The following is a 25,168-nucleotide window of genomic DNA, read 5'->3' as shown; positions in this document are numbered from 1 at the left end:
AAGACGATCCAAACCTTGAAGTAGGTAAAGAAGTTGTCGAAACCGAAGGTGTCAATGGTGAGCGTACAATTGTTTACACTGTTACGAAGACAGACGGTGTTGAAACAGCTCGCACAGTTAAGAGCGACAGTATCACTACCCCAGCGACCGCTAAGGTTATCAAGGTTGGTACCAAGCCAGTTCACGTTCCAGTTGTTACAACAGAAGAAGTCGTTGAAACCCAAGTCGTGGCATTTGAAACGATTCGTGAAGATGATCCAAACCTTGAAGTAGGTAAAGAAGTTGTCGAAACCGAAGGTGTCAATGGTGAGCGTACAATTGTTTACACTGTTACGAAGACAGACGGTGTTGAAACAGCTCGCACAGTTAAGAGCGACAGTATCACTACCCCAGCGACCGCTAAGGTTATCAAGGTTGGTACCAAGCCAGCAAGTGTGACAGATTCGAAAGAAGAATTGAAAGCTTCTAATGAGAAGAACACACAAGCTACCAATGAAACAGTTGGAGATACTACTTCACAAAAAGAGGTGACTGGTAAGAAGATTCTTCCAAAAACAGGAGATGTGGTTGCTACAACATTCTGGACAAGCCTGATTGGATGGGTGACTCTTGGATTGGCAACAATCTTGAGGAGAAATAAAAAATCATAATCTCCTCATATTTTTACCAAAAACCTTCTTGAGGGAAAGAAGTTTGAATAAGGAAAGAAAAAATGATTAGGAAAATAAGTAAAAGGGCGCGGCAATTTGTGATGGCAATTGTCCTACTCATTTCTCAAATGGGTATGTTGCTATCGTCGACGCCTTATGCAGCTGCGGAGATACCTTTGACGACGTCGGATCCGACAATCAAGGTAACGCAAAATGGCTGTGCACTTAAAATTGAAAAAACAGAAGAAATCAAGTGGGAGTTGCCGAGGCAACCAATCGACCTAGTTATCTTGCAAGATACGAGTGGATCTTTTGCAAATACGATTGGAAGCGTTCAGACAGCCCTTCGTGAGTTAACAACTCCGGTCGCTTTGACGGATTACGATGAGAAAAATCCTCGTCTGGTATTTACAGGCGATGAGAAAACAACAGACCGTGTCATGGTTGCGACCTTCCAAGGAATTGACCAGGTTCGCTACTATAACCCAACGGCGGCATCGGATCACGGTAGTTTGAATAGCGTTTCCCAACCGGGTGCGGCAGGTACTGTGTATACTTATGGCAACTCAGGCTTGTTGACAAGTAACAGTCAAGTTCAAGATTTTATCAATAGCTTTTCTGTAGGAGGTGGTACTCCTACAGTTCCCGCTATTGACGATACCATTGCTCGGTATAATGCAAGTAAAAATACTGGCGGTGGAATGGCTAACAACCGTAAGACGGTCTTCCTATTGGTGACAGATGGAGTAGCCAATGGTTACCGTTCAGAAGATGGTGGTCCAGTTTACTTTGATGCCAGTCTCAGACGCCGCCAGGCCTTTGCAGCGGTTCATAACATCAATAACCTAGAAGTTACAAACGATTATTTGAAACGTTCGCAAGAAGTGATGGAAGCTGGCGATCGTATTAAAGAAGCGATCGGATCTAACGGAACAGTGGTTGTAGGCTTCTGGGAAGATGTTGCAAACTTTGAAAAGACAAGCCAGTATGCAGATGGTTACCTTGGAGACTTTACAAGATATGGTTTTAACACCAACGGTGACAACCGTTCAGTCCAAACAGTCTTCCATACAGCTTTGGAAAGCGTTGCTTCTCCAGCTAAAGAGGTGAATGGCGAGTCGGTATCCTTCTATGTTAATGAGCAAAGCAATGCAAATGCCTTTGCACAAAAAATTCTTAAAGCTGTAACAGCAGCCATGGTGAAAGAAAATGTAGAAGGAACTTTCCAAATTACAGAAGGGTACAAAGTTGACTCTGTTACAATCAATGACAAAACGGTTGTTGAGAACGTAACGGATGAAGCAACCCAGGTACAAGGAAAAGTAACTCAAAACGGCACAACGGTGACGATTTCCGTTCCGGAAAGTGTCTTCAACCCTGGAAACAACAAGTTTGACTATTTGTTGTCTCGTACAGAAGATGTTGAAAATATAGCAGAAGAAGATGAAGAAGAGCCTTCTGACGACTATGCTCCGCAACAAGTTGAACGTCAAGTTGGACAATTGACAGGGACATTTAAGGTTGGTGACTATGAGTCTGCTGAGATTGGATCAAAAGAGCCAACTACAGTAACAGTTACTGATTTGAAATACTGTTATCCAAACGTATCAAAAGATGTAAAAGATACCGATGCATCGAATGACCTTGGAACAGTTGATGACCCCATCATCGCGAAGAAAAAATCCTATGCTGCAAACTTAACAACTGACAATGAGACGTTTACTTATAAGATTCTTTACCGCATGAATAATGCGCCACTTGAATTTGATAAGAATGCTATGTTGGTTGACCGTTTGGATTACCGCATTGCCTATAAAAATGCATATGTAACAGATGAAAATGGCAAGCGATTGGATGGTTTTGTGGTTAAAACAACAGTTGTAGATGATCCAACAACTGGAGAAGACCAGACAGTTGTATATGCGACAATTCCTGAAGATCCTGGTGTTAATACCGAGACGATCAAGGAAGGTCAATATGGTAACCACAAGTTCAAACGCTATTATCTAGTAGTTGAGGCACAATTGAAGGATGAATATTCATTTGACAACAACCCAGATGAATACAAGAAGATTCTTCAAGAAAATAATGGTCTTGGTCTGATGAACCAGGCGACAATCCTTTGGAATGGCTCTGAAGACCCAGTGGATCCAAATGCAAAAACACGTCGTTCTAACACCGTTTATGTCCTTCCGCCAGTTAAGACAGACATCAAAAAAGATGTTCAATCTGTAGAAGGGACAACCGGGGCCTATGTGGAAGGGCAAGAGCAGCTTTACCTCAGCGAACGGACGCAGGAATACTTCTATAATGTAGAGTCGGTTTGGCCAGGCCTTGCAGATAGCTATATTCTTTCTGATACTTTGGTACCAGAATTGGAATTTGTAACAGCTTATGGAAAGGGCGGAGCTAAGATTACAGTTAATGGAAATGATGTAGCTGCACTGACAAATAAGTTAGTCGTTACTGGAAACACTGTTAAACTGGAATTGACAAAAGCCGACTTCACAGGTCGTGCAATTGCACGACAAATTGCCGCTGCCAACAAAGGAAATGATGGCCCGGCGATTATCAAGTTAACGATTAAAGCTAAAATCAAAGATGGAGCCGATTTGTCGAAATACGCTGTGGGCGGACAGATTAAGGTTCCAAACAAGGCTCAGGTTGAATTGAATGGCAAGCCACAAGAATCAAATGAAGTCTATGTGACGCCAGATGAGCCTGCTCCAAGCAAGAAGATTAATTCTACCTTGGATGTCTTGAATACAACGAAGAGTGACGAAGCATTTGAATTTAACATTCAAACCAAACTTCCAAGCGATACCCAGAAGTATCAGTCTTACAAAATCTCAGATAAACTGGATAATCGTCTTGAGTTGACGAACCAGCCAGCTCCTTATATTAAAGGTGGCGCTGCCCAGTACTTTGATGTGACATACGATGAAGCAAGTCATACTGTTGTTGCGACAGCGAAAACAGCAAGTCTGGCTTCTATGACGGGCGGAGAAACGGTTGAGTTGGTCATTCCAGCTAAGATTAAAGATGGAACAGCGATTGAAAAGATTCCAAACACTGCGACTATCTTCTATCAGACACCATCAAGTGGTGGTGAAAAAGAAACCCCACCGACACCACCAGTTCATGTAACTCCACCTCCGACGATTGATAAAAAAGTTAATAATGAGAATCATTACGACCTCGTTGAAGCTAAAGAAGCATTTACATACACCATCGAGACACAAGTTCCAGATGGTGCAACTAGCTTTGTAATTAGTGATAAACTGGTGGATGTTCTTGAATTTGATGGTGAAAAAGGTGGCGTAACTGTTCAAATCAATGGAACAGATGTCACTGCTGCTACAACCATTACTGCAGAGAATAAAACACTTGAAGTGGCATTGTCTGCGGATCAATTGAAGAACAACGTTGGTCAGAAAGTTCTTGTAACCTTTAAGGCAAAAGTAATTGAGGGTTCTGATTTATCTAACTATATTGAAGAAGGCGTTGCAAAAGTTCCAAACACTGCAAGCTACATCATCAATACAGATCCTAAGACTAAAAAGGAAACAAAACCTGTTACAGTAACTCCTCCAGGAGAAACATCTGAGCCGCAGAAGACAGTTAATGATCAACAGTCAGCTCAATTGTCAAACCTTGAGGAAGTATTCACCTACAAAGTAACTGCTCAAGTTCCAACAAATACGGCTGGATTTACCAAGTTTGAACTCAGCGATGATTTGGAAGACATCTTGACTGTTACTGAAACCAGTGCAACAGTTGGTGATGCCACATTGGATCAGAAAGTTACAGTTACAAGTCCAGAAGAAGCAAATGCTGCAAATGGAAATGTAACAGCTAGTCTTTCGTCTAATGACATTGCGAAATTCGCAGGCAAGACTGTTACATTGACAATCAAAGCACGTCTTAAAGATGGTGTGACTGCTGAAGAGTTAGCAAAATATGTCACTGCAGACAATGTAGCTGGCTCCATTCCGAACCGTGCGACATTGACAGTTGGAGATAAACCTAACCAAACCAAAGAATCTGAGAACGTTCCAGTAACTCCACCAAGTGAAAATCCATCGATTACTAAGAAAATCAATGGCAACCTTGAACATTTAGATACTGAAACAGCGACAGATTATTCTTACAATATTAAAGTCAAAGTGCCAGCCGACATCACTAGCTACAAGAAATTTGTCATCCGTGATGAATTGAATACTGATTTAGCGATTCAAGGCACGCCAGTTATTTCAGGACCAGCAGCTCAATACTTCGATGTCAAAGTCGAAGGGCAGTTGGTAACAGCTACAATGAAAAACTTCTCTGCAGCACAAGAATTGGCAGGCAAAGAAGTTGAATTGGTGATTGTCTCTCAAATCCGCAAGGGAGTGACAACACAAAATATCCCTAACACTGCAGAGGTTATCTATCAGAATAGAAGCCATGTAGAAGGCACACCAGATGGTAAAAATGATACTCCACCAGTAACGGTAACACCTCCTGGTGAAGACCCAACGGTTGAGAAGAAAATCAACAGCGACTTGACAGAAGCAGTTGTTCTTCCAGAGTCTAACTACACCTATAACATTACTTCAACCCTCCCAGTTGACATCACCAGCTACAAGGCTTATGCGATTGTCGATGAATTGGATGAGAACCTCTCCATCCAAGGCACACCAGTTGTGACGGGAGATGCGGCGAAATTCTTCGATGTGACCGTCACAGGCAATACTGTGAAAGCCACTATGAAGGACTTCAAGCAGGCCAAAGACTTGGCAGGCAAGCAGGTTGAATTGGTCATCACAGCTCAAGTCAAAGCAACGAGCACCGCTGCGAAGATTGACAACACTGCTAAAGTGACCTACCAAAACAAAAACCATGTGGATTGTGAGCCAGATAGCGAAACCCCACCAACACCGCCAGTCACTGTGACAACACCTCCTGTAACGAAGAAAATCAATGAAAGCCTTGATCACTTAGATACAGCGACACAAACCAACTACACCTACAACATCAAGACAGTTCTTCCAACTGATATTGCGACTTACAAGCGCTTCGTGATTACGGATAGCTTGGAGAGCGAATTGGCTGTCCAAGGCATCCCAACCATGACTGGAGATGCGGCTAAGTTCTTCGATGTGAAGGTAGAAGGCCAAGTGGTGACGGCAACGATCACAGACTTCGAAGCAGCCAAAGCGATGGCAGGCAAAGAAGTTGAATTGGTGATTGTTTCTCAAATCCGCGAAGGGGTAACCCGTCAAGCGATTCCGAACCAAACCACCATCAGCTACACCAACAAGGCTAAGGCAGATGGCACTCCAGGTGATGTGACGACCACTCCACCAACTCCACCAGTAACCGTAACACCTCCTGGTGAGACACCAACGGTTGAGAAGAAAATCAACAGCGACTTGACAGAAGCAGTTGTTCTTCCAGAGTCTAACTACACCTATAACATTACTTCAACCCTCCCAGTTGACATCACCAGCTACAAGGCTTATGCGATTGTCGATGAATTGGATGAGAACCTCTCCATCCAAGGCACACCAGTTGTGACGGGAGATGCGGCGAAATTCTTCGATGTGACCGTCACAGGCAATACTGTGAAAGCCACTATGAAGGACTTCAAGCAGGCCAAAGACTTGGCAGGCAAGCAGGTTGAATTGGTCATCACAGCTCAAGTCAAAGCAACGAGCACCGCTGCGAAGATTGACAACACTGCTAAAGTGACCTACCAAAACAAAAACCATGTGGATGGTGAGCCAGATAGCGAAACCCCACCAACACCGCCAGTCACTGTGACAACACCTCCTGTAACGAAGAAAATCAATGAAAGCCTTGATCACTTAGATACAGCGACACAAACCAACTACACCTACAACATCAAGACAGTTCTTCCAACTGATATTGCGACTTACAAGCGCTTCGTGATTACGGATAGCTTGGAGAGCGAATTGGCTGTCCAAGGCATCCCAACCATGACTGGAGATGCGGCTAAGTTCTTCGATGTGAAGGTAGAAGGTCAAGTGGTGACGGCAACGATCACAGACTTCGAAGCAGCCAAAGCGATGGCAGGCAAAGAAGTTGAATTGGTGATTGTTTCTCAAATCCGCGAAGGGGTAACCCGTCAAGCGATTCCGAACCAAACCACCATCAGCTACACCAACAAGGCTAAGGCAGATGGCACTCCAGGTGATGTGACGACCACTCCACCAACTCCACCAGTAACCGTAACACCTCCTGGTGAGACACCAACGGTTGAGAAGAAAATCAACAGCGACTTGGATCATTTGGATATCGAAACAGAGAAAGATTATAACTACAATATCACGACAATCTTGCCGGTTGATATTGCAAGTTACAAGCGCTATGTTCTAACAGATACACTTGATCAAGACCTAGCTATTCAAGGTACACCAGTCATTACGGGTGAAGCAGCGAAATTCTTTGATGTGACAGTAGATGGACAAACTGTTACTGCGACTATGAAGGACTTCAAGCAAGCTAAAGAATGGGCAGGCAAGCAGGTTGAATTGGTGATTACAGCACAAGTTCGTGAAGGAATTACACGTCCAAATATCCCGAATACCGCAAAAGTAGAATTCACTAATAAATCTGATCAAACTGGTGAAAAAGAAACCAAGCCAGTAACTGTAACGCCACCAACACCAAATACTCCACCGATTGAGAAGAAGGTAAATGGTTCGGCAAGTGCAGAATTGGCAAGCCGTCAAGAAGTATTTACATATACAATTGATACGGTTGTTCCGACAGGGGCATTTGCCTTTGAAGTAAACGATACACTTGAAGATGTATTGGCATTTGAAGGAGAAGTGACAGCGACCTTGGCAGGCAAGGCACTCTCTGCAAATCAAATCACAGTAGCTGGTCAAACAGTGACCGTGAAATTGACCAAAGAACAAGTTCGCCAGCAAGCTGGTGCACCACTTCAAGTTGTCTTCTTTGCTAAAGTCAAAGATGGTGCTGACTTGACACCATATATGACGGATGGACAAACTAGCGTGCCAAATACGGCAAGCTACATCATCAACAATAACCCATCAACGAAGAAAGATTCAAATACTGTTCCAGTTTATCCTCCTACACCAAATGAGCCAGGCGTAGATAAGAAAATCAATCGTGATTTAACCCATCTTGATGTAGAAGTCAACAAATCTTATATGTATAATGTCACTGCAGATCTTCCTCAAGACATTGCAACATATAAAGAATTTGTTGTGACGGATATCGTAGAACCAGTTCTTGCAATCAACGGAGAAGTTGTTGCATATGTTGATGGTTACGCGACAGATGCTGTGAAAGTGACTGTTGAAGGCAACCGTGTGGTTGCATCAGTTGTTGACTTTGCGAGATTAGCAGGCTTTAAGCAAATCCAATTGTATATCCCTGCTTACATCAAGTCAGATGCTGATTTGACAGCTTACATGAAGGATAATGCTGCAAGCATTCCAAACACAGCTTCTCTTGACTTCACAGACAGCAATGGTGTGAAGAAACGCAAGGAAACTACCCCAGTAACTGTTACTCCTCCAACACCTGATACGCCACCAACACCACCGGTGAACCCACCACAACCAGGAACACCCGTGAAAACAGTTAGTCGTGTAGATGGTTTGGAACAAACTGACTACTTGGCTCTCCTACTTGCAACAGAAAACTTCCGCTTCGATATTAAATCAGTTGTTCCAATGGATGAAGCTGATGATAAGCGTTTGAATTTGACAAGTCTTACTATCACAGACCAGATGGATAACCTCTTCACAGTGTCTCCTGACAAGGTAGCTGTGAAGGTGACAAATGCACCAACTGCAAATGCAAACTATATTGATGAGGATGTTGAGAAAGCACAGGCTGCACTTGATGTTGAGGTTGCAAAACTTGAGGAAATTAAACAGTCTGCTCAAACGGACGCAAGTGCCGCAGCTTTGACTGAAGCACAAAATCTTCTCGCAACACTTGAAACTGAGTGGACAGTTGCAGAAGCGAAGTTGGCAGAATTAACTGCTGCAAACACTGCAACAACAAGTTCTACACCAGCTTCAACCACTGAAGAATCGACAGAAGCTCCTGTTGAAACTCCGGCAGTTGACTACGCTTCAGAAATTGCAGCACAGGAAGCTCTCATGGCGGAACTCCAAGTTAAGTTGGATGAAGCTAAGACTCAGGTACAGACTGCACAAGCTGCACTGTCAACTGCAAAAACAGCAGCTGAAGTGAAGGTTGAAGTAGAGAACCAAGAGAAAGTAGTAGCAGAGAAGCAAACTGTTCTTGATGAAGCGAAAAAACGTCAAGCTATGGTTCAAGAACGCATTGCACAATTGGCAAATGTCAATGAAAAAGGTGAGTTGACAGCTCAAGCGATTGTTGCATTGGGAGGAAGCATCAAAGTTGAAGGACAATTGGTGACAGTTGATTTCACTGATGAATACACAATGGAAGCCCTGAAAGGTTACACTGTCAATGTGATCATTTACTCAAGCATCTCTGATGTGAATGCCTTGACGAAAGATCATTTCACAACAGGTATTGATAATACGGCAACCGTACAATTCAATCATGATCCAAGTGAACAATTGACGAAGAAAACTAACAAGGTAACGGTTGTACCTCCTAAGAATGATACACCGCCACCACCTCCAACAACACCTGAAAAACCAAAAGGAGAATTGCCAACTCCACCAACCCCACCAACCCCACCAACACCGCCTACAACACCGCCATCTACATCAACACCGCCTAAACCAGGAACAAATCTTCCTAAAACAGGCTCAGATGCAAATGGTCTGTATGCCCTTGTTGGCTTGATGCTTGGAGCACTTACGCTTGCGTTTCAAAAGCGAAAGCAGTAAGATAGACTCCAGGAACAAGAAAAGGCATCAGTAAGATGCTTTGACAAAGATAACTCGGGTTCCAGTTCATTATGAAAAGAGCCCGAGTTGTTTTTGGTTTTTACAGACTCAGATGAGGTGTAAAATAGAATAGAATTTCGGAGAGAGATATGAAAAAAAGAGAACTAGTGGTAGCTTTGGCAATTGTCATTCTCCTAGTAGGTGGCATCATCTACCTAGTGACAACCAGTAGCTTGACACAGGATGTCACTACGACAGAAGTAGCGACAAGCACCAGTCAACCAACAGAGGAGGAATTGGCAAGTCTAACCAAGAGCATGCAAGCTATTTCTTTCCTAGATGAGAATGATCAGGAAACAAGCGTGAAAGAGGTTACGACAAAACCAGCCATTGTTGTATTTTGGGCAAGTTGGTGTCCAGATTGTCAAGCTCAGTTGCCGATTCTTGCAAAATTGTATAAAAAATATAGTGAGGATATTGACTTCATCTTCCTAAATGTTGTGGATCAAACCAGGGAGACCAAAGAAAGTGGTCAAAAATATTTGGCGGCTAACTATGAGTTTACCTATTACCAAGACAAAGATTTGGTAGCAGCAGATAGTTTGAAAGTAACCAATATTCCAACGATGTTCGTATTAAATGGTCAGCAGGAAGTCGTTCAAGTCTTCCGTAGCAATCAAACAGAGGAAGTTCTATCAAAAGCCTTGGAATCTGTTAAATAGACTGAAGAATGCGATTGGTATGAAGGGAAATACCAAGCCCAATAGAAAGCACCTACGGGTGCTTTTTTTGATTCATTTGACAATGCAGTCCCTTAAAATTTGTTGAAATAGATGGGGCAGGGGTTGTAAAAACTTGCTATTTTTCATAAATAGTTATATAATGAGAATGTTGAAAAGGAACTTGTAGGCTTACAAGTTAAAATTTTCACAAAAGGATTAAAAGGCTTGCCTTTTAAAATATAGAACTCGATTTTCATAAGGAGGAAATCATTCATGGTAGTTAAAGTTGGTATTAACGGTTTCGGACGTATCGGTCGTCTTGCTTTCCGTCGTATCCAAAACGTAGAAGGTGTTGAAGTTACTCGTATCAACGACCTTACAGATCCAGTAATGCTTGCACACTTGTTGAAATATGACACAACTCAAGGTCGTTTCGACGGTACTGTTGAAGTTAAAGACGGTGGTTTTGAAGTTAACGGTAAATTCGTTAAAGTTTCTGCTGAGCGCGAGCCAGGAAACATCGACTGGGCTACTGATGGCGTAGATATCGTTTTGGAAGCTACAGGTTTCTTTGCTTCTAAATCAGCTGCTGAGCAACACATCCACGCTAACGGTGCTAAAAAAGTTGTTATCACTGCTCCTGGTGGTAACGATGTTAAGACTGTTGTTTTCAACACTAACCACGACATCCTTGATGGTACTGAAACAGTTATCTCAGGTGCTTCATGTACTACAAACTGTTTGGCACCAATGGCTAAAGCTCTTCACGATGCATTTGGCGTTCAAAAAGGTTTGATGACTACAATCCACGGTTACACTGGTGACCAAATGGTTCTTGACGGACCACACCGTGGTGGTGACCTTCGTCGTGCACGTGCTGCTGCTGCAAACATCGTTCCAAACTCAACTGGTGCAGCTAAAGCTATCGGCTTGGTAATCCCAGAATTGAACGGTAAACTTGACGGTGCTGCACAACGTGTTCCAGTTCCAACAGGTTCTGTAACTGAATTGGTTGCAACTCTTGACAAGAAAGTAACTGCTGAAGAAGTAAACGCTGCTATGAAAGCTGCTGCTACTGAATCATTTGGTTACACTGAAGATCAAATCGTTTCTTCAGATATCGTAGGTATCTCATTCGGTTCATTGTTCGATGCTACTCAAACTAAAGTTATCGACGTTGATGGCGAGCAATTGGTGAAAGTTGTTTCATGGTACGACAACGAAATGTCTTACACTGCACAACTTGTTCGTACTCTTGAGTACTTCGCAAAAATCGCTAAATAATCCTTAGTGAAAATCGAAGAGGCTTCGGCCTCTTTTTTGTTTTGATTGGAAATATAGCTGAAAAAGCAAGAATGGCATAAGTTGTTTCTGGTTTGGCAATTTTAGACTTTGAAAAATCTGATTACGAGGTGATAGTTTTAGATTTCATAACATTTGTGAAAAAAATATCTTTATGCAAGAAAAAATACAGAAAATATGATACAATGGTAAAGTAAATATAATTTAAGGAGTTCTTATCTAATGGCAAAATTGACTGTTAAAGATGTAGAATTGAAAGGCAAAAAAGTTCTCGTTCGTGTGGACTTTAACGTGCCTTTGAAAGATGGCGTTATCACTAACGATAACCGTATTACAGCAGCTCTTCCAACTATCAAGTATATTCTTGAGCAAGGTGGACGTGCAATTCTTTTCTCTCACCTTGGTCGTGTGAAAGAAGAAGCTGACAAAGAAGGTAAATCATTGGCTCCTGTAGCAGCTGACTTGGCAGCTAAATTGGGTCAAGACGTTGCTTTCATCGCAGGTGCTACTCGTGGTGCTGAATTGGAAGCAGCTATCAATGCTTTGGAAGATGGACAAGTTCTCCTTGTTGAAAACACTCGTTTCGAAGATGTTGATGGTAAGAAAGAATCTAAAAACGACGAAGAACTTGGTAAATACTGGGCTTCACTTGGTGATGGTATCTTCGTTAACGATGCATTTGGTACTGCACACCGTGCACACGCATCAAACGTTGGTATCTCAGCAAACGTAGAAAAAGCAGTAGCTGGTTTCCTTTTGGAAAACGAAATTGCTTACATCCAAGAAGCTGTTGAAACTCCAGAGCGCCCATTTGTAGCAATCCTTGGTGGTTCAAAAGTATCTGATAAGATCGGTGTTATCGAGAACCTTCTTGAAAAAGCTGATAAAGTTCTTATCGGTGGTGGTATGACGTATACATTCTACAAAGCTCAAGGTATCGAAATCGGTAACTCACTTGTAGAAGAAGACAAACTTGATGTGGCAAAAGCACTTCTTGAAAAAGCAAACGGTAAATTGATCTTGCCAGTTGACTCAAAAGAAGCTAACGCATTTGCTGGATACACTGAAGTTCGCGACACTGAAGGCGAAGCAGTTTCAGAAGGTTTCCTTGGTCTTGACATCGGTCCTAAGTCAATCGCTAAGTTTGACGAAGCCTTGACTGGTGCGAAAACAGTTGTTTGGAATGGTCCTATGGGTGTATTTGAAAACCCAGACTTCCAAGCTGGTACAATCGGTGTTATGGACGCTATCGTGAAACAACCAGGCGTGAAATCAATCATCGGTGGTGGTGACTCAGCAGCAGCAGCTATCAACCTTGGCCGTGCAGACAAGTTCTCATGGATCTCAACTGGTGGTGGTGCATCAATGGAACTTCTTGAGGGCAAAGTGCTTCCAGGACTTGCAGCTCTTACTGAAAAGTAAAAACTTGCGATGAAAAGAGTTGGGCAACCAGCTCTTTTCTAGTGCATCGCGTAGAGTTTCTACGAAGCTAAGCGAGTTAGAAAGTCTAGCAAGGTGTAGCATTGACTGAAAAATAGGCGCTGAGTCAGTTCAACATATCTGGGAGATATGTTGAGGTTAGAAATAGAAGAAGCGAAGCTTCTGTCAAAAATGATTCTGTAGCTTGTCACTTTGTTTTTATTGGGTGACAACTTCAAATAGTTCACTGGACTATTTGAACCCCACAAGGCTGAATAGGTTGGTCACAAGCGTAGCAAAGTGACCTGCTATTCAGCTACTGCCTATGAAAGATGAACAACGAAAAGAGTTGGGCAACCAGCTCTTTTCTAGTGCAAAGGCTAGAATAAGACGTTCTTAAAGCGTCTTTTTTTGTTTATCCTGTTTCGAACCTTTGGCGGTTGGTTGGCTGGAAACTTCTTTAGAGTAGTCAATTATTTACTTTTTGGGAAAAGTTGGCGTAAGCAGGAGGATTTTCAAGCGCGCTTTGGAGAAATGAAAAGCTGGGCAAGTATTTGCTATTCTATTTTCTGAAATCATGTTAGAATAGAAGCATGTTTAAGAAATATCGTTTTAATCCGAAGGAATTTAAATTGGGCATGCGGACAATCAAGTCTGGTCTTGCTGTATTTTTGGTGATCCTCTTGTTTGGCCTGCTGGGTTGGCAAGGTATTCAGATTGCTGCCTTAACAGCGGTTTTCAGTTTGAGAGAGGATTTTGATCAGAGTGTTCATTTTGGAACGTCACGGATTTTAGGTAATTCTATCGGTGGTTTTTACGCTCTGCTTTTCTTCATTGTCGATGCCTTCTTCAGGAATCACTTCTTGGTCACGCTGTTTGTGGTACCGCTCTGTGTCATGTTGACCATCATGACCAATGTTGCCATGAACAATAAGGCAGGCATTATCGGTGGAGTATCGGCCTTGTTGATCATCACCTTATCCATTCCGTCTGGCAATGCTATTGAATATGTGTTTATTCGTGTTTTTGAAACGTTTGTAGGGGTTTTTATTGCGATTTTGGTCAATTATGACCTCAATTTATTAAAAAAACGTTTTCAAATAAAGTGATGTCAGATTTTCTGACATATTCAGTTGACGGTCTCCCTAAATTCCCCTATAATGGAAGGCAGAAAGGAGCTTTTTGTGAGAGAAAAGGAATTTCGTAGATCTTTAGCAATTTTTCCGATTGGAAGTGTCATGAAATTGACGGACCTGACAGCTCGACAGATTCGCTATTATGAAGAGCAAGGCTTGATTCAGCCCGACCGCAATGAAGGCAATCGTCGTCTCTATTCCTTAAATGACATGGACCTCTTGTTGGAAATCAAGGATTTCTTGGAAGAGGGATTAAATATCGCGGCCATCAAGAAGGAATATGCTAGTCGTCAGGTCAAGGTCCAAAAGCAAGAGAAGACCTTGACAGATGAAGATGTACGCCGTATTCTGCACGATGAGCTTCGCAACCAAGGACGTTTTTCAAGTCCCAGTAGCATTTTTCGTTCATCCTAGCTCAGTTATCTATTTAAAAGGAGACTCTAATGGCAATTACAGTAGCGGATATCAAACGCGACATTCAAGAAAAAAACGTAACCTTTATTCGATTGATGTTTACCGATATTCTCGGTATTATGAAAAACGTTGAAATTCCAGCGACTGAAGAACAAGTAGATAAGGTTTTGTCAAACAAGGCTATGTTTGACGGATCTTCTATTGAAGGTTTTGTACGTATCAACGAATCAGATATGTACCTTTATCCTGATTTGAATACATGGACTATTTTCCCTTGGGGAGATGAGAATGGCCGTGTGGCTGGTCTGATTTGTGATATTTACACAACAGAAGGTGAGCCATTTGCAGGGGATCCGCGAGGTAACTTGAAAAAAGCACTTCGCCATATGGAAGCTGCAGGATTTTCTTCCTTTAACTTGGGACCAGAACCAGAGTTCTTCCTCTTCAAATTGGACGAATTTGGCAACCCAACCCTCGAAGTAAATGATAAGGGTGGTTATTTCGACCTTGCACCGACAGATTTGGCAGATAATACACGCCGTGAAATCGTAAATGTTTTGACGGAAATGGGATTTGAAGTAGAAGCCAGCCACCATGAGGTTGCGGTTGGTCAGCATGAAATTGATTTTAAATATGCAGATGTATTGAAAGCTTGTGATAATATTCAAATTTTTAAATTGGTTGTTAAAACAATAGCTCGTAAGCACGGTATGTATGCGACATTTATGGCCAAGCCTAAGTTTGGTATTGCTGGTTCAGGTATGCACTGTAACATGTCACTCTTTGATAAGGATGGGAATAATGCCTTCTTTGATCCAGAAGATCCTCGCGGTATGCAGCTGTCTCAAACGGCTTACCATTTCCTTGGTGGCTTGATTCATCATGCCTACAACTACACTGCGATTACAAACCCAACAGTTAACTCTTACAAGCGTTTGGTTCCAGGTTTTGAAGCCCCTGTTTATATTGCTTGGGCTGGAAAGAACCGTTCGCCACTGGTTCGCGTACCTGCATCTCGTGGAATGGGCACGCGCTTGGAATTGCGTTCTGTAGACCCAACTGCTAACCCTTACTTGGCTATGGCCGTTCTGTTGGAAGTTGGTTTAGAAGGAATCAAAAATAAGATTGAAGCCCCAGCTCCTGTAGAGTCAAATATTTATGCCATGTCTGATGAAGAGCGTCGTGAAGCAGGCATCACTGATCTTCCTTCAACTCTGCACAATGCCCTCAAGGCTCTCCGCAAGGACGAAGTGGTGCGTGCAGCCCTAGGTGAGCACATCTACACCAACTTCATTGAAGCTAAGAAAATCGAGTGGGCAAGCTACGCAACCTACGTTTCTAAGTGGGAAATTGATAACTACTTGGATTTATATTAAGAGGAAAGAAGCCTTCAGGTTTCTTTTTCTATCGATGGAGGTGGAAAATGATTGATGAGTTTGTAAATCAGGTGTTTGACCAGCAATTTGTAGAGGAATTTGGTCTGGAGTCTTTAGAGAAACTGTCGCCGACTGAGCTTGTATTGACCAAAGAACAGGACGGTCAGTTGGTCGGTGTCCTGCAGGCGGTGAAGACATTGGAAACTATTCATGTCAAAGCTTTGGTAGTGGCTAAAGAAGCGCAAGGTTTGGGGCTGGGTAGTCAATTGTTGTCAGAATTGGAGGAGCTGGCCAGAGAACTGGAAGTGACCAGCATTACCCTATCCACCAAATCCTACCAAGCTAAGGATTTCTACTTGAAAAATGGCTATGAACAATACGCGAGTTTAGAGGATGTTCCCCTCAAAGGTGTCACCAAATATCACTTCATAAGGAGAATAGGAAAAGGTTGAGGTTGGGCATAAAGTCCAACCTCAACCTCATTGATTAGTTGAAACATATTGACGCAGGGGTTGATTGTTCATAAGGTTCGGGGAAACTTTTGAAGTTGGAAATAAGGGTTGCGTAGAAAGCCTTATTTCCTTCGCGTTTGACGCTCCGAACCTGATCTAATCAACTGTGCGGGGGCGGGAAGAGGAATTCTCTTTTCATTATTCGAGTTCTTTCCCGCTCCCAATTTTTCAAAAAAAATTGAAGAGGAATCCTGCTTCGATTTTTTTGTTTAGTGATCGGGGGTCAGAATCATCGGAATGATGATTGGCTCCCGTTCTGTTTTTTCATAAAGGAATGGTCGCAGGGCGTTGACAATAGCGCCGTTGACCGTTTGGATGTTAGCATCCTTGTTTTTAAGAGCGATGCGGATAGCGTTGAAAAGGACGCGTTGGCTCTCGCGGATCAAGTCTCCGGATTCACGCATGTAGATGAAACCGCGGCTGAGAATATCTGGACCTGCTAGAATCATCTTGGATTTGAAGTCAACAGTTGCGACTGCAAGGACCACGCCGTCTTCAGATAGATCGCGACGGTCTTTGAGGACAGCTGCTCCGATTTCACCAATACGGTTTCCGTCCACATAGATGTCTTGAGCATTGAAGTGCCCTGCTAAGCGTGCAGAATCCTTGGTCAGCGCTAGGACATCGCCGTTTTCCATGATGAAGATGTTGTCTTTTGGAACACCAGTATCTACAGCTAGGCTGGCATGGATTTTTTGCATGCGGTATTCACCATGGACAGGCATGAAGTATTTTGGCTTGATCAGGCGGAGCATGAGTTTTTGCTCTTGTTGACCGCCGTGTCCAGACGTGTGGATGTTGTTGATTTTGCCGTGAATCACATCGACACCGGCTTCAATCAAGATATTGATGAGCTTGTTGACACCTGTGGTATTTCCCGGAATAGGACTGGACGAGAAGATAACCGTGTCGCCTGGCTGGAGTTGCACCTGACGGTGGGTACCGTGGGCGATGCGAGAGAGTGCTGCCATAGGCTCGCCCTGGCTACCTGTACAGAGAATCATGATCTCGCTGGCAGGGTATTCTTTGATCTCGTTTGGCTCGATGAAGGTATCCTTAGGTACCTTGATGTAGCCGAGCTCGATACCATTGACGATAGCTTTTTCCATGGAGCGGCCAAAGACAGCAATCTTACGACCGGTCTTGACAGCGGCATCTGCAGCCTGCTGGAGGCGGAAGATGTTGGAGGCAAAGGATGCGAAGATAATGCGTCCGTGGATGCCTTCAATCAGCTTCATGATGGACTGACCGACCACTTTTTCCGAGTTAGTAAAGGTTGGGACTTCGGCGTTGGTAGAGTCAGAGAGGAGGCAGAGAACGCCTTCTTCACCGAGAGCAGCCATGCGGTGCAGGTCTGCTGGCTCGCCAACTGGAGTGAAGTCGAACTTGAAGTCACCGGTACAGACGATTTTTCCTTGAGGGGTATCAACGACGATACCAAGTGGTTCTGGAATGGAGTGGGTGGTACGGAAGAAGCTGACTTTGAGGTGCTTGAAAGTCAACTCAGTCTTGTGGTTGATTTCATGCAAGGTTGCATCACGGAGTAGTCCGTGCTCTTCCAATTTGCCACGGATAAGGGCAAGGGCTAATGGACCTGCATAGATTGGGACATTTGCCTGCTTGAGCAGGAAGGGAATGCCTCCGATGTGGTCTTCGTGTCCGTGCGTGATGACCAGTCCCTTAACGCGGTCTAGGTTTTCAACGATATAGGAGTAGTCTGGGATAACGTAGTCAATGCCCAAGAGGTCATCTTCTGGGAACTTGATACCGGCATCGACGATGAGGATTTCATCCTTATACTCGATACCGTAGGTATTTTTCCCGATTTCTCCCAAACCACCGATGGCGAAAACGCCAACTTCATGAGGTTTTAGATTTACTGATGACATGGATTAGAACTCCGTTAATGTGAAATCTGCGTGGGCTTTTTCGTACTCCAAATGGTTGCTTGAAAGCAATTCGATGAACTCGATGTTGTATTCAGGACGGTTGGTTTCCACCAATTCACGAGCGATGATACGGCCTTCGAGTTCACTAGCTGCCTCTACTTCTAAGTAAAGAGAGCGAGTTTGCTCGCGGCGTGGGCTCGTTTTAGTTTCTTGGTAAAATACTTTATAAATCATGGGTTGGGTATATCCTTTCTTTTTGACTGGCAACTATGAAAAAAGCCCCAAACAGTTGGGTCTGTCTGGTAATGTCTATTCAATTTTCTCGAGTTGTCAATTTATTCAGTCTAAATGTACTCTTCATTATATCATAAAATAGGCTAATGGTAAAAGAGGATGGTAAGAAAATGGAAAAGTGTTATGGTTTTCAGAAATTCTGCATTTCCGAGGGGGATGAATCAAAGAAGTGAGTTAAGATTCCGCGTGTGTTGGGATTACTAAGACTAAGTTCAATTGTACCGAGAAAATGCCTGTCAACTGCCAGATAGTGATGTGACTGACTAGTATGACAAATCAATCCGCTCCAATAACCTACTCGAAAGCACAACCCAGTCTTTTCATTATTTGAAAAAATATCCAAGATAGCTTACAATAGAGAGTAGCATTGAAAAGAGAGAAAAGTTTATGAAAATACTAGCTTTAGACAGCTCCAACCAGGCCCTATCGGTGGCCTTGGTGGAGGACGGTCGTTTGCAGGCGGAAACCCTGCTGGCCGTCAAGAAAAATCATAGTATCAGCCTCATGCCTGTGGTCGATTTTTTGGTGGCACAGGTGGGCTGGAAGCCCAAAGACCTGGAGCGGATTGTGGTCGCTCAAGGGCCTGGCTCCTACACGGGGCTTCGTGTGGCGGTGGCGACTGCCAAGACCTTGGCCTACACCCTCAAGATCGACTTGGTGGGGCTATCCAGTCTTCAGTCCCTGGTTCCGTCCAGCCTGACGGGTCTGGTGGTGCCCCTCATCGATGCCCGCCGTAACCATGTCTATGCAGGTGTTTATGAAAATGGCAGAGCAGTCGAGGCAGACCGCTACTGGTCTTTTGAAGACTTGCTTTCTAGCCTGTCTGGCAAGGAAAATATCACCTTTGTCGGAGAAGTTGAGAACTTTAAGGAACAAATCGAGCAAGTTCTGCCAACTGCCCATTACCAAACTAGTCTGCCGTCTGCCTATCAGCTGGCGGTGATTGGTCAAGACTTGCCAGCAGTAGATATCACCAGCTTTGAGCCCAACTATCTCAAACGAGTAGAGGCAGAGGAAAACTGGCTCAAGGACAACAAAGCTGGCTCAGAAAGTTATATCAAGCGTGTATGATAGAGATTAAACACTACGATGGTCAGGAAAATCTGGCGGAGGCTGTTTTGTCAGTTATGCAGTCGGTTTATGAGCAGTCTCCATGGACCTTGGAGCAGATTGCCTCCAGTATGGCTAGTCAGGATGAGGATTATTATCTGGCCTATGAGGGTCAGGAGCTAGTCGGTTTTTTGGCTGTGCAGACGGTGCTGGATGAAATGGAAATCTTGCAGATTGCTGTTAAGACTGATTTTCAGAGGTTGGGAATCGCCAGTCAGCTGATGGCTGCTGTGATGGACTGGGATGGAGACATCTTCCTCGAAGTGAGGGAGTCCAATAGCGCAGCTCAGGCCCTCTATGCACGCCAGCATTTTACCAAAATAGGAAAACGAAAAGACTACTACCGCCATCCTGTCGAGGACGCGGTGCTAATGAAGAGAGAACGGAATGAAAGATAGATTGATTTTGGCGATTGAGACTTCGTGTGACGAGACCTCGGTGGCTGTTTTGCGGAATGAGGCGGAGCTGTTGTCCAATGTCATTGCCAGCCAGATTGCTAGCCACCAGCGGTTTGGCGGGGTGGTGCCCGAGGTGGCCAGTCGTCACCATGTGGAAGTGATTACGGCCTGTATCGAGGAGGCCTTGTTGGAGGCGGAGGTGACGGCAGAGAACTTGACGGCTGTGGCTGTGACCTATGGGCCTGGCTTGGTCGGTGCTTTGCTGGTCGGGATTTCGGCTGCCAAGGCCTTTGCTTGGGCTAATGGCCTGCCGCTCATTCCTGTCAACCACATGGCAGGGCACTTGATGGCGGCGCGTGCAGTCAAGGAGTTGGAGTTTCCACTTTTGGCTCTTTTGGTCAGCGGAGGTCATACGGAGTTGGTCTATGTGTCAGAGGCGGGCGACTACAAGATTGTCGGTGAAACGCGAGATGATGCGGTTGGCGAGGCCTATGACAAGGTGGGGCGGGTCATGGGACTGCCCTATCCAGCTGGTCGGATCATCGATGAATTGGCACATGAGGGGCAGGATATTTATGACTTCCCTCGTGCCATGATTAAAGAGGATAATCTGGAGTTTTCTTTCTCAGGTTTGAAATCCGCCTTTATCAACCTCTACCATAATGCCCAGCAGAAAGGGGAAACCTTGTCCAATGCGGACCTGTCCGCTTCTTTCCAAGCCTGTGTTATGGACATTCTCATGGCTAAGACCAAGAAGGCTTTGGAGCAATACCCTGTTAAGACCTTGGTCGTAGCGGGCGGTGTAGCAGCCAATCAGGGCTTGCGAGAGCGGTTGGTAGCTGAAATCACGGATGTGGAGGTTATCATTCCCCCGCTTCGCCTCTGCGGTGACAATGCAGGTATGATTGCCTTGGCAGCCGTTAGCGAATACAACAAGGAAAACTTTGCTGGTTGGGATTTGAATGCCAAACCAAGTCTAGCTTTTGAAAATTTGTAAGAAGGAAGGGGGAGTGGGAAAGAACTCGACCAGTCTAAAAAGAGTTCGTCAACAAGTCTTTATTTCTAGTTGTTGAGCTGAAACAGTCTATCCCCAGACTGTTTCACTCCCACCCCCGCACAGCTCCAACAGTCAGAGTAGTGACTGTTGGAGGTTGGAAATGAAGCGAACTCTGTTCGCATCAGTCGTAGAGGTCAGGTTTGGAGTGTGAAACACGAATTGCTGAGATTTGCCTTGCAAATCTTATCTCCAACCTTTAACAGTCCAGTGGACTGTTAAAGCCAATCAACCATTGCGCTGAGATGTTGACACGAACACTGAGAAGCGAGGCTGGACTGTCTGCCCAGCCTCTTTTTCTATTGACGGAGGGGGGCTGGTCCTCTATACTAGAATGATATAACCTGATTTCAAAGGAGAGAAGATGAAAAAACAGGATTTTCGTGAGGGCTTGCGGGATGCTATTCCCACAGCTCTGGGCTATGCCAGTATCGGCCTAGCATGCGGAGTGGTATCGGTCAATTCAGGCATTTCTGCGCTGGAAATGGGGCTGATGAGCCTCTTGGTCTATGCAGGGAGTGCCCAGTTTGTCATTTGTGCCATGATTTTGGCAGGTGCCCCCTTGTTGTCGATTGCGGTGACGGTTTTCTTTGTCAACCTGAGGAATTTTCTCATGTGCCTGCATACGACGACCATTTTTCAGGGAAATAGGCTGGGCTCCAACATCTTGATTGGCTCATTTTTAACAGATGAATCCTATGCGGTTCTCTTGCGGAAACACATTGAGGAAAAGCAGATTGCCCCTAGCTGGATGTACGGCAACAACTTTGCTGGCTATGCTTCTTGGGTTATCTTTACCACTCTGGGCAATCTCATCGGTGGTTTAATTCCAAATCCTGAGCAGTTTGGCTTGGATTTTGCCTTGGTTGCCATGTTTGTCGGGATTTTCTCAGGTCAGTTGGAGGCTATGGCTCGGACTATTCCTTTGAAAAAAATCGGCTTGATTTTGCTGGCGGTTGGTCTAGCCTATGTCGGTCTGTCTGTGCTGGTGTCGTCTTATGTGGCTGTACTCTTGGCGACGATTTTGGGTTGTTTTGTGGGGGTGATGATTGATGATAAAAACTAGTATTCTACTGATTATTCTGGCGGCGGCCCTGGTGACCTGGGTGCCACGCGTCCTACCTTTTGTACTGACGCAGAACAAGTCTCTGCCTTCAAAGTTGGTTAAATTTCTCAGTTTTCTCCCCATCACTATCATTTTTGCTCTGACCCTGTCCAGCATCATGGACGAAAAGGTGGGCTCCCTTCCCAGCCTTCTTCCCGTCGAGAGTCTGGCCCTCATTCCGACCTTTTTAGTGGTCCTGAGGACCAAAAATATCCTCCTCGCAGTAGTGGTTGGCGTCTTGACGACAGCTGCTCTCCGCTTGATTTTCTAGGAGGGGCTTATGGTTAAGGAAAATACCAGAGGTGTGGTACTTTGTCTGGTCTTGGCTTTGGTGGGACAGTGGTTAGGTGGCTTGTTTCCATTGGTGGGTGGGCCTGTTTTTGCCCTTCTAATTGGGATGAGCCTGCATTCTTACATTTCAAGGAAAAATGCCTTTCAGTCAGGCTTGACCTTTACCTCTAAGAAGATTTTGCAGTATGCTGTGATTTGTTTGGGATTTGGATTGAATCTATCTGCGGTCCTGGCAGTTGGTCGCCAATCTCTACCAATTATTCTGTCAACCATCAGTTTTGCCTTGTTTTTGGCATTTCTGATGTGGAAATGCTTGCCCATTTCATCTCATCTGGCGACCTTGATTGGTGTAGGGACCTCTATCTGTGGAGGCTCTGCTATTGCGGCGACGGCTCCCATTATCCAGGCAGATGATGAAGATGTGGCACAGGCTATCTCGGTTATCTTTCTCTTTAATGTCTTGGCGGCCTTGGTCTTTCCGACCTTAGCAACCTGGCTTGGGTTTTCGACAGAGTCGGGTCAGGCCTTTGGGATGTTCGCCGGAACGGCGGTCAATGACACCTCGTCGGTCACCGCAACAGCAGCCACCTGGGATAGCTTTTACGGATTGGGCAGTCAGACCTTGGACACGGCTGTGACGGTCAAGCTGACGCGGACTCTGGCAATTATTCCCATTACGACGGTTTTGGCGATTTGGCAGGCTCGAGGAAAGGGAGTTCAGGCAGACAAGAAGTCCCTCTTGGCAGGTTTTCCAAACTTTATCCTCTATTTTATCCTAGCCAGTTTGGTGACAAGTCTTGCAGGTCACTTTGGACTGGGTGCGGACATTTTTACTCCGCTCAAAACCCTGTCCAAGTTTCTCATTTGTATGGCCATGACAGCCATTGGCTTGCGGACCAATGTATTTGCTTTGGTGAAAAATGGCAGAGCTGCTCTTTTTGTCGGACTAGTTTGCTGGCTGGGAGTGACGGTGTTGACACTGGCTTGGCAGGCGATTTTGGGAATTTGGTAAATATAGTCTTTTAGTTTACTTTTAGTACTAGGCAACGAGCCGCAGACATAACTGAAGTTAGGCAAGGCGAGTTAACGAAGTAATAAAAGAGAAACTAAATGACGAGAAAACAGCCTTCTCTTGCGAGAGGCTGTTTTTATGCTTTCAATCTAAAAGTCTGCGGAGCTTTTTTCAATAAAATCCAGTAACCGATGCTGACATAGGCAATCATAGCCAAGGAAATGAGTAGGATGTACAAGTGACTGCCTAGGTCCAGCTGGGTGTTGAGGTAGGCCACCCAATAGAGAGCGCCACTGAGGAATTTATAGACTGGGTTGACAACCTCCATATCCTTTGTAAAGGGCTGGAGGATGTAGTAGATAAAAAGGTCGTGGAAGGAAAAGAGAGCTGTCAAACTCAGCAGAAGCAGTGCGGTCAGAAGAATAGTTTCCAAGCTGAAAGCAAACCGCCCCAGTATCATGATAGTCAAAAAGAGGCTGGTCGCAAAGATGAGATTGAGCTTGCAGGTTTGCAAAAATCGGTAGTTAAAACCAGCGATAATGGTCTTAGCCTCACGATAAAAAGGATAGTGAAGCATGGAAATATCGCAGTTAACAAAGACCATCTGAGCCACCACCTTGCCCGACGAAGCTACATACATAATCATGAAGGAAAGCGGTAAGAATTGGAGCAAGTAGTCTTCCGTAAAGGTAAACGGCTCTAGAAAGTAACGAATCCCCTCCAGAGCGACCAGAATGACTACTAGTGCCAATACCCAGTTCTGCACCTTCTTATAGAGGACTTTTTTGTAGCGGTCAAATAGCAGAGCGTTTAGGTAGGTCATGCCAGACAGGTGGGACAGGTCTTTTCCTGTTTCCGCATTGAGTTTTGCCTGCATCTGCAAACCTTGGCGAGTGTATTCATTTCCCTTGGTCATCTCAAAGATTTTTTGATCCAGCTGCATGGACTGGTCCATACAATATTGAAGATAGTTTAGGTGGTTGGTTTGGCCTTGGATATACCGATAACCCAGCCAGGTCAAGATCAGTTGGCTGATAAAAATCGGAATCAAGAGGCTGGTTGAGAGGCTATCTCGGAAGAGAATCAACAAGAAAAAACTGCCGAAGCCAATCGCGATTGAAGTCCAGACTGGCCAGGAATGTTGCTTGAAAAAGATTTTTCGATTGAAGAGAAGGCGATTGAGTGCCTGCCCACTAAAATGCCCACTAGGGACAATCAGTAAGCCGACTGGTAAATAGAGGAGGTTTTTGGTGAGCACACAATAAACCAACAAGGCTGGAAGGTAGTAAAGACTAGTCAAGATGGGCTCAACAAAGAGTTGGCTTTGGATAAACTGGGCATGCGACAGCCTAAACTGCTGCATGAACTCCCTATTAGACTTGTTTATGAAGGGTTGGAAGCTCTGGCTGAAGCGATTGATAAAACCGACGGAGAGGCAAAGGAGCAGAAAACCCAAAAGCCAGGTGTCGGGATGGATATGGACCAAAGATGGTTCGCCGGTCAACAGGAGGTTCAACCAAAAGCAGGCGAAAAGAAAATGAAGCAGGATCCAGAAACCTTTTATGAGAAAACGGCTTGGTAGGGAAAAAATCCTTAGGAAGAGAAAGAGGA

General features: G+C 44.5%; 19 protein-coding genes. 16 read left to right on the top strand and 3 right to left on the bottom strand.

The features are described 5' to 3' along the window. From JNG37_RS03605 to JNG37_RS03565, 9 genes are all read left to right on the top strand, one after another. Positions 1-650 (top strand): G5 domain-containing protein (locus JNG37_RS03605; RefSeq protein ID WP_202848235.1); only part of this gene is annotated, 650 nt, incomplete at its 5' end. A gap of 62 nt (positions 651-712) precedes the next feature. Continuing rightward, positions 713-9,523, top strand: coding sequence for an isopeptide-forming domain-containing fimbrial protein (locus tag JNG37_RS03600; RefSeq protein ID WP_202848234.1), 8,811 nt, complete (start codon positions 713-715; stop codon positions 9,521-9,523). 149 nt (positions 9,524-9,672) lie between these two features. Continuing rightward, the gene (locus JNG37_RS03595; RefSeq protein ID WP_158456060.1) at positions 9,673-10,245 is read left to right on the top strand and encodes a TlpA family protein disulfide reductase; all 573 of its coding nucleotides are present in this window, start codon (positions 9,673-9,675) and stop codon (positions 10,243-10,245) included. 273 nt (positions 10,246-10,518) lie between these two features. Beyond that, positions 10,519-11,529, top strand: a complete 1,011-nt coding sequence (gap, locus tag JNG37_RS03590; protein WP_158456058.1) for a type I glyceraldehyde-3-phosphate dehydrogenase — start codon at positions 10,519-10,521, stop codon at positions 11,527-11,529. A 240-nt stretch (positions 11,530-11,769) separates the two neighbouring features. Next, positions 11,770-12,969 (top strand): phosphoglycerate kinase, encoded by a 1,200-nt coding sequence (locus JNG37_RS03585; protein ID WP_014637337.1) that lies wholly within the window; start codon positions 11,770-11,772, stop codon positions 12,967-12,969. Positions 12,970-13,559: 590 nt separating this feature from the next. Further along, the gene (locus JNG37_RS03580) at positions 13,560-14,075 is read left to right on the top strand and encodes an FUSC family protein (RefSeq protein ID WP_158456056.1); all 516 of its coding nucleotides are present in this window, start codon (positions 13,560-13,562) and stop codon (positions 14,073-14,075) included. A 75-nt stretch (positions 14,076-14,150) separates the two neighbouring features. After that, positions 14,151-14,516 (top strand): MerR family transcriptional regulator, encoded by a 366-nt coding sequence (locus tag JNG37_RS03575; protein WP_158456054.1) that lies wholly within the window; start codon positions 14,151-14,153, stop codon positions 14,514-14,516. Positions 14,517-14,545: 29 nt separating this feature from the next. Continuing rightward, positions 14,546-15,892, top strand: a complete 1,347-nt coding sequence (glnA, locus tag JNG37_RS03570; protein WP_158456052.1) for a type I glutamate--ammonia ligase — start codon at positions 14,546-14,548, stop codon at positions 15,890-15,892. A 47-nt stretch (positions 15,893-15,939) separates the two neighbouring features. Continuing rightward, positions 15,940-16,344 carry a GNAT family N-acetyltransferase gene (locus JNG37_RS03565; RefSeq protein ID WP_158456050.1) on the top strand — a complete coding sequence of 135 codons (405 nt, stop codon included), beginning with the start codon at positions 15,940-15,942 and terminating at the stop codon, positions 16,342-16,344. A gap of 269 nt (positions 16,345-16,613) precedes the next feature. Here JNG37_RS03565 and rnjA read toward each other — a convergent pair whose 3' ends face one another. Together rnjA and JNG37_RS03555 are read right to left on the bottom strand one after the other, a co-directional pair. After that, positions 16,614-18,293 (bottom strand): ribonuclease J1, encoded by a 1,680-nt coding sequence (gene rnjA / locus JNG37_RS03560; RefSeq protein WP_158456048.1) that lies wholly within the window; start codon positions 18,291-18,293, stop codon positions 16,614-16,616. Positions 18,294-18,296: 3 nt separating this feature from the next. Then, positions 18,297-18,527: an RNA polymerase epsilon subunit gene (locus tag JNG37_RS03555; protein WP_158456046.1), complete on the bottom strand. Its 231-nt coding sequence runs from the start codon at positions 18,525-18,527 to the stop codon at positions 18,297-18,299. 447 nt (positions 18,528-18,974) lie between these two features. Here JNG37_RS03555 and tsaB point away from each other — a divergent pair, with 447 nt between their 5' ends. The 6 genes from tsaB (at position 18,975) to JNG37_RS03525 (ending at position 23,557) form a co-directional block, all read left to right on the top strand. Further along, positions 18,975-19,658, top strand: a complete 684-nt coding sequence (tsaB, locus tag JNG37_RS03550; RefSeq protein WP_158456044.1) for a tRNA (adenosine(37)-N6)-threonylcarbamoyltransferase complex dimerization subunit type 1 TsaB — start codon at positions 18,975-18,977, stop codon at positions 19,656-19,658. After that, on the top strand, positions 19,655-20,095 hold the full coding sequence (rimI, locus tag JNG37_RS03545; protein WP_158456042.1) for a ribosomal protein S18-alanine N-acetyltransferase: 441 nt from the start codon (positions 19,655-19,657) through the stop codon (positions 20,093-20,095). The genes tsaB and rimI overlap by 4 nt, the downstream gene beginning before the upstream one ends. Then, complete coding sequence (gene tsaD / locus JNG37_RS03540; protein ID WP_158456040.1) at positions 20,085-21,092, top strand: tRNA (adenosine(37)-N6)-threonylcarbamoyltransferase complex transferase subunit TsaD; 1,008 nt, start codon at positions 20,085-20,087, stop codon at positions 21,090-21,092. Before rimI ends, tsaD begins: the two co-directional genes overlap by 11 nt. 421 nt (positions 21,093-21,513) lie before the next feature. Continuing rightward, positions 21,514-22,215 (top strand): AzlC family ABC transporter permease, encoded by a 702-nt coding sequence (locus JNG37_RS03535; protein WP_158456036.1) that lies wholly within the window; start codon positions 21,514-21,516, stop codon positions 22,213-22,215. Next, a complete protein-coding gene (locus JNG37_RS03530; protein WP_158456034.1) occupies positions 22,202-22,525 on the top strand; it encodes an AzlD domain-containing protein in 324 nt (107 codons plus the stop codon). The genes JNG37_RS03535 and JNG37_RS03530 overlap by 14 nt, the downstream gene beginning before the upstream one ends. Before the next feature lie 9 nt (positions 22,526-22,534). Continuing rightward, positions 22,535-23,557 carry a YeiH family protein gene (locus JNG37_RS03525; protein WP_158456032.1) on the top strand — a complete coding sequence of 341 codons (1,023 nt, stop codon included), beginning with the start codon at positions 22,535-22,537 and terminating at the stop codon, positions 23,555-23,557. A 136-nt stretch (positions 23,558-23,693) separates the two neighbouring features. Here JNG37_RS03525 and JNG37_RS03520 read toward each other — a convergent pair whose 3' ends face one another. Continuing rightward, positions 23,694-24,920 (bottom strand): hypothetical protein, encoded by a 1,227-nt coding sequence (locus tag JNG37_RS03520; RefSeq protein ID WP_238336233.1) that lies wholly within the window; start codon positions 24,918-24,920, stop codon positions 23,694-23,696. Between JNG37_RS03520 and JNG37_RS09845 the strand changes: the two genes are divergently transcribed. Then, positions 24,897-25,139 (top strand): hypothetical protein, encoded by a 243-nt coding sequence (locus JNG37_RS09845; protein ID WP_238336232.1) that lies wholly within the window; start codon positions 24,897-24,899, stop codon positions 25,137-25,139. The genes JNG37_RS03520 and JNG37_RS09845 overlap by 24 nt on opposite strands. Positions 25,140-25,168: the final 29 nt, after the last annotated feature.

It is taken from the genome of Streptococcus suis, assembly GCF_016775005.1.
GTDB classification, from domain to species: Bacteria; Bacillota; Bacilli; order Lactobacillales; family Streptococcaceae; genus Streptococcus; species Streptococcus suivaginalis.
This window is presented reverse-complemented; position numbering and strand designations above follow the sequence as displayed.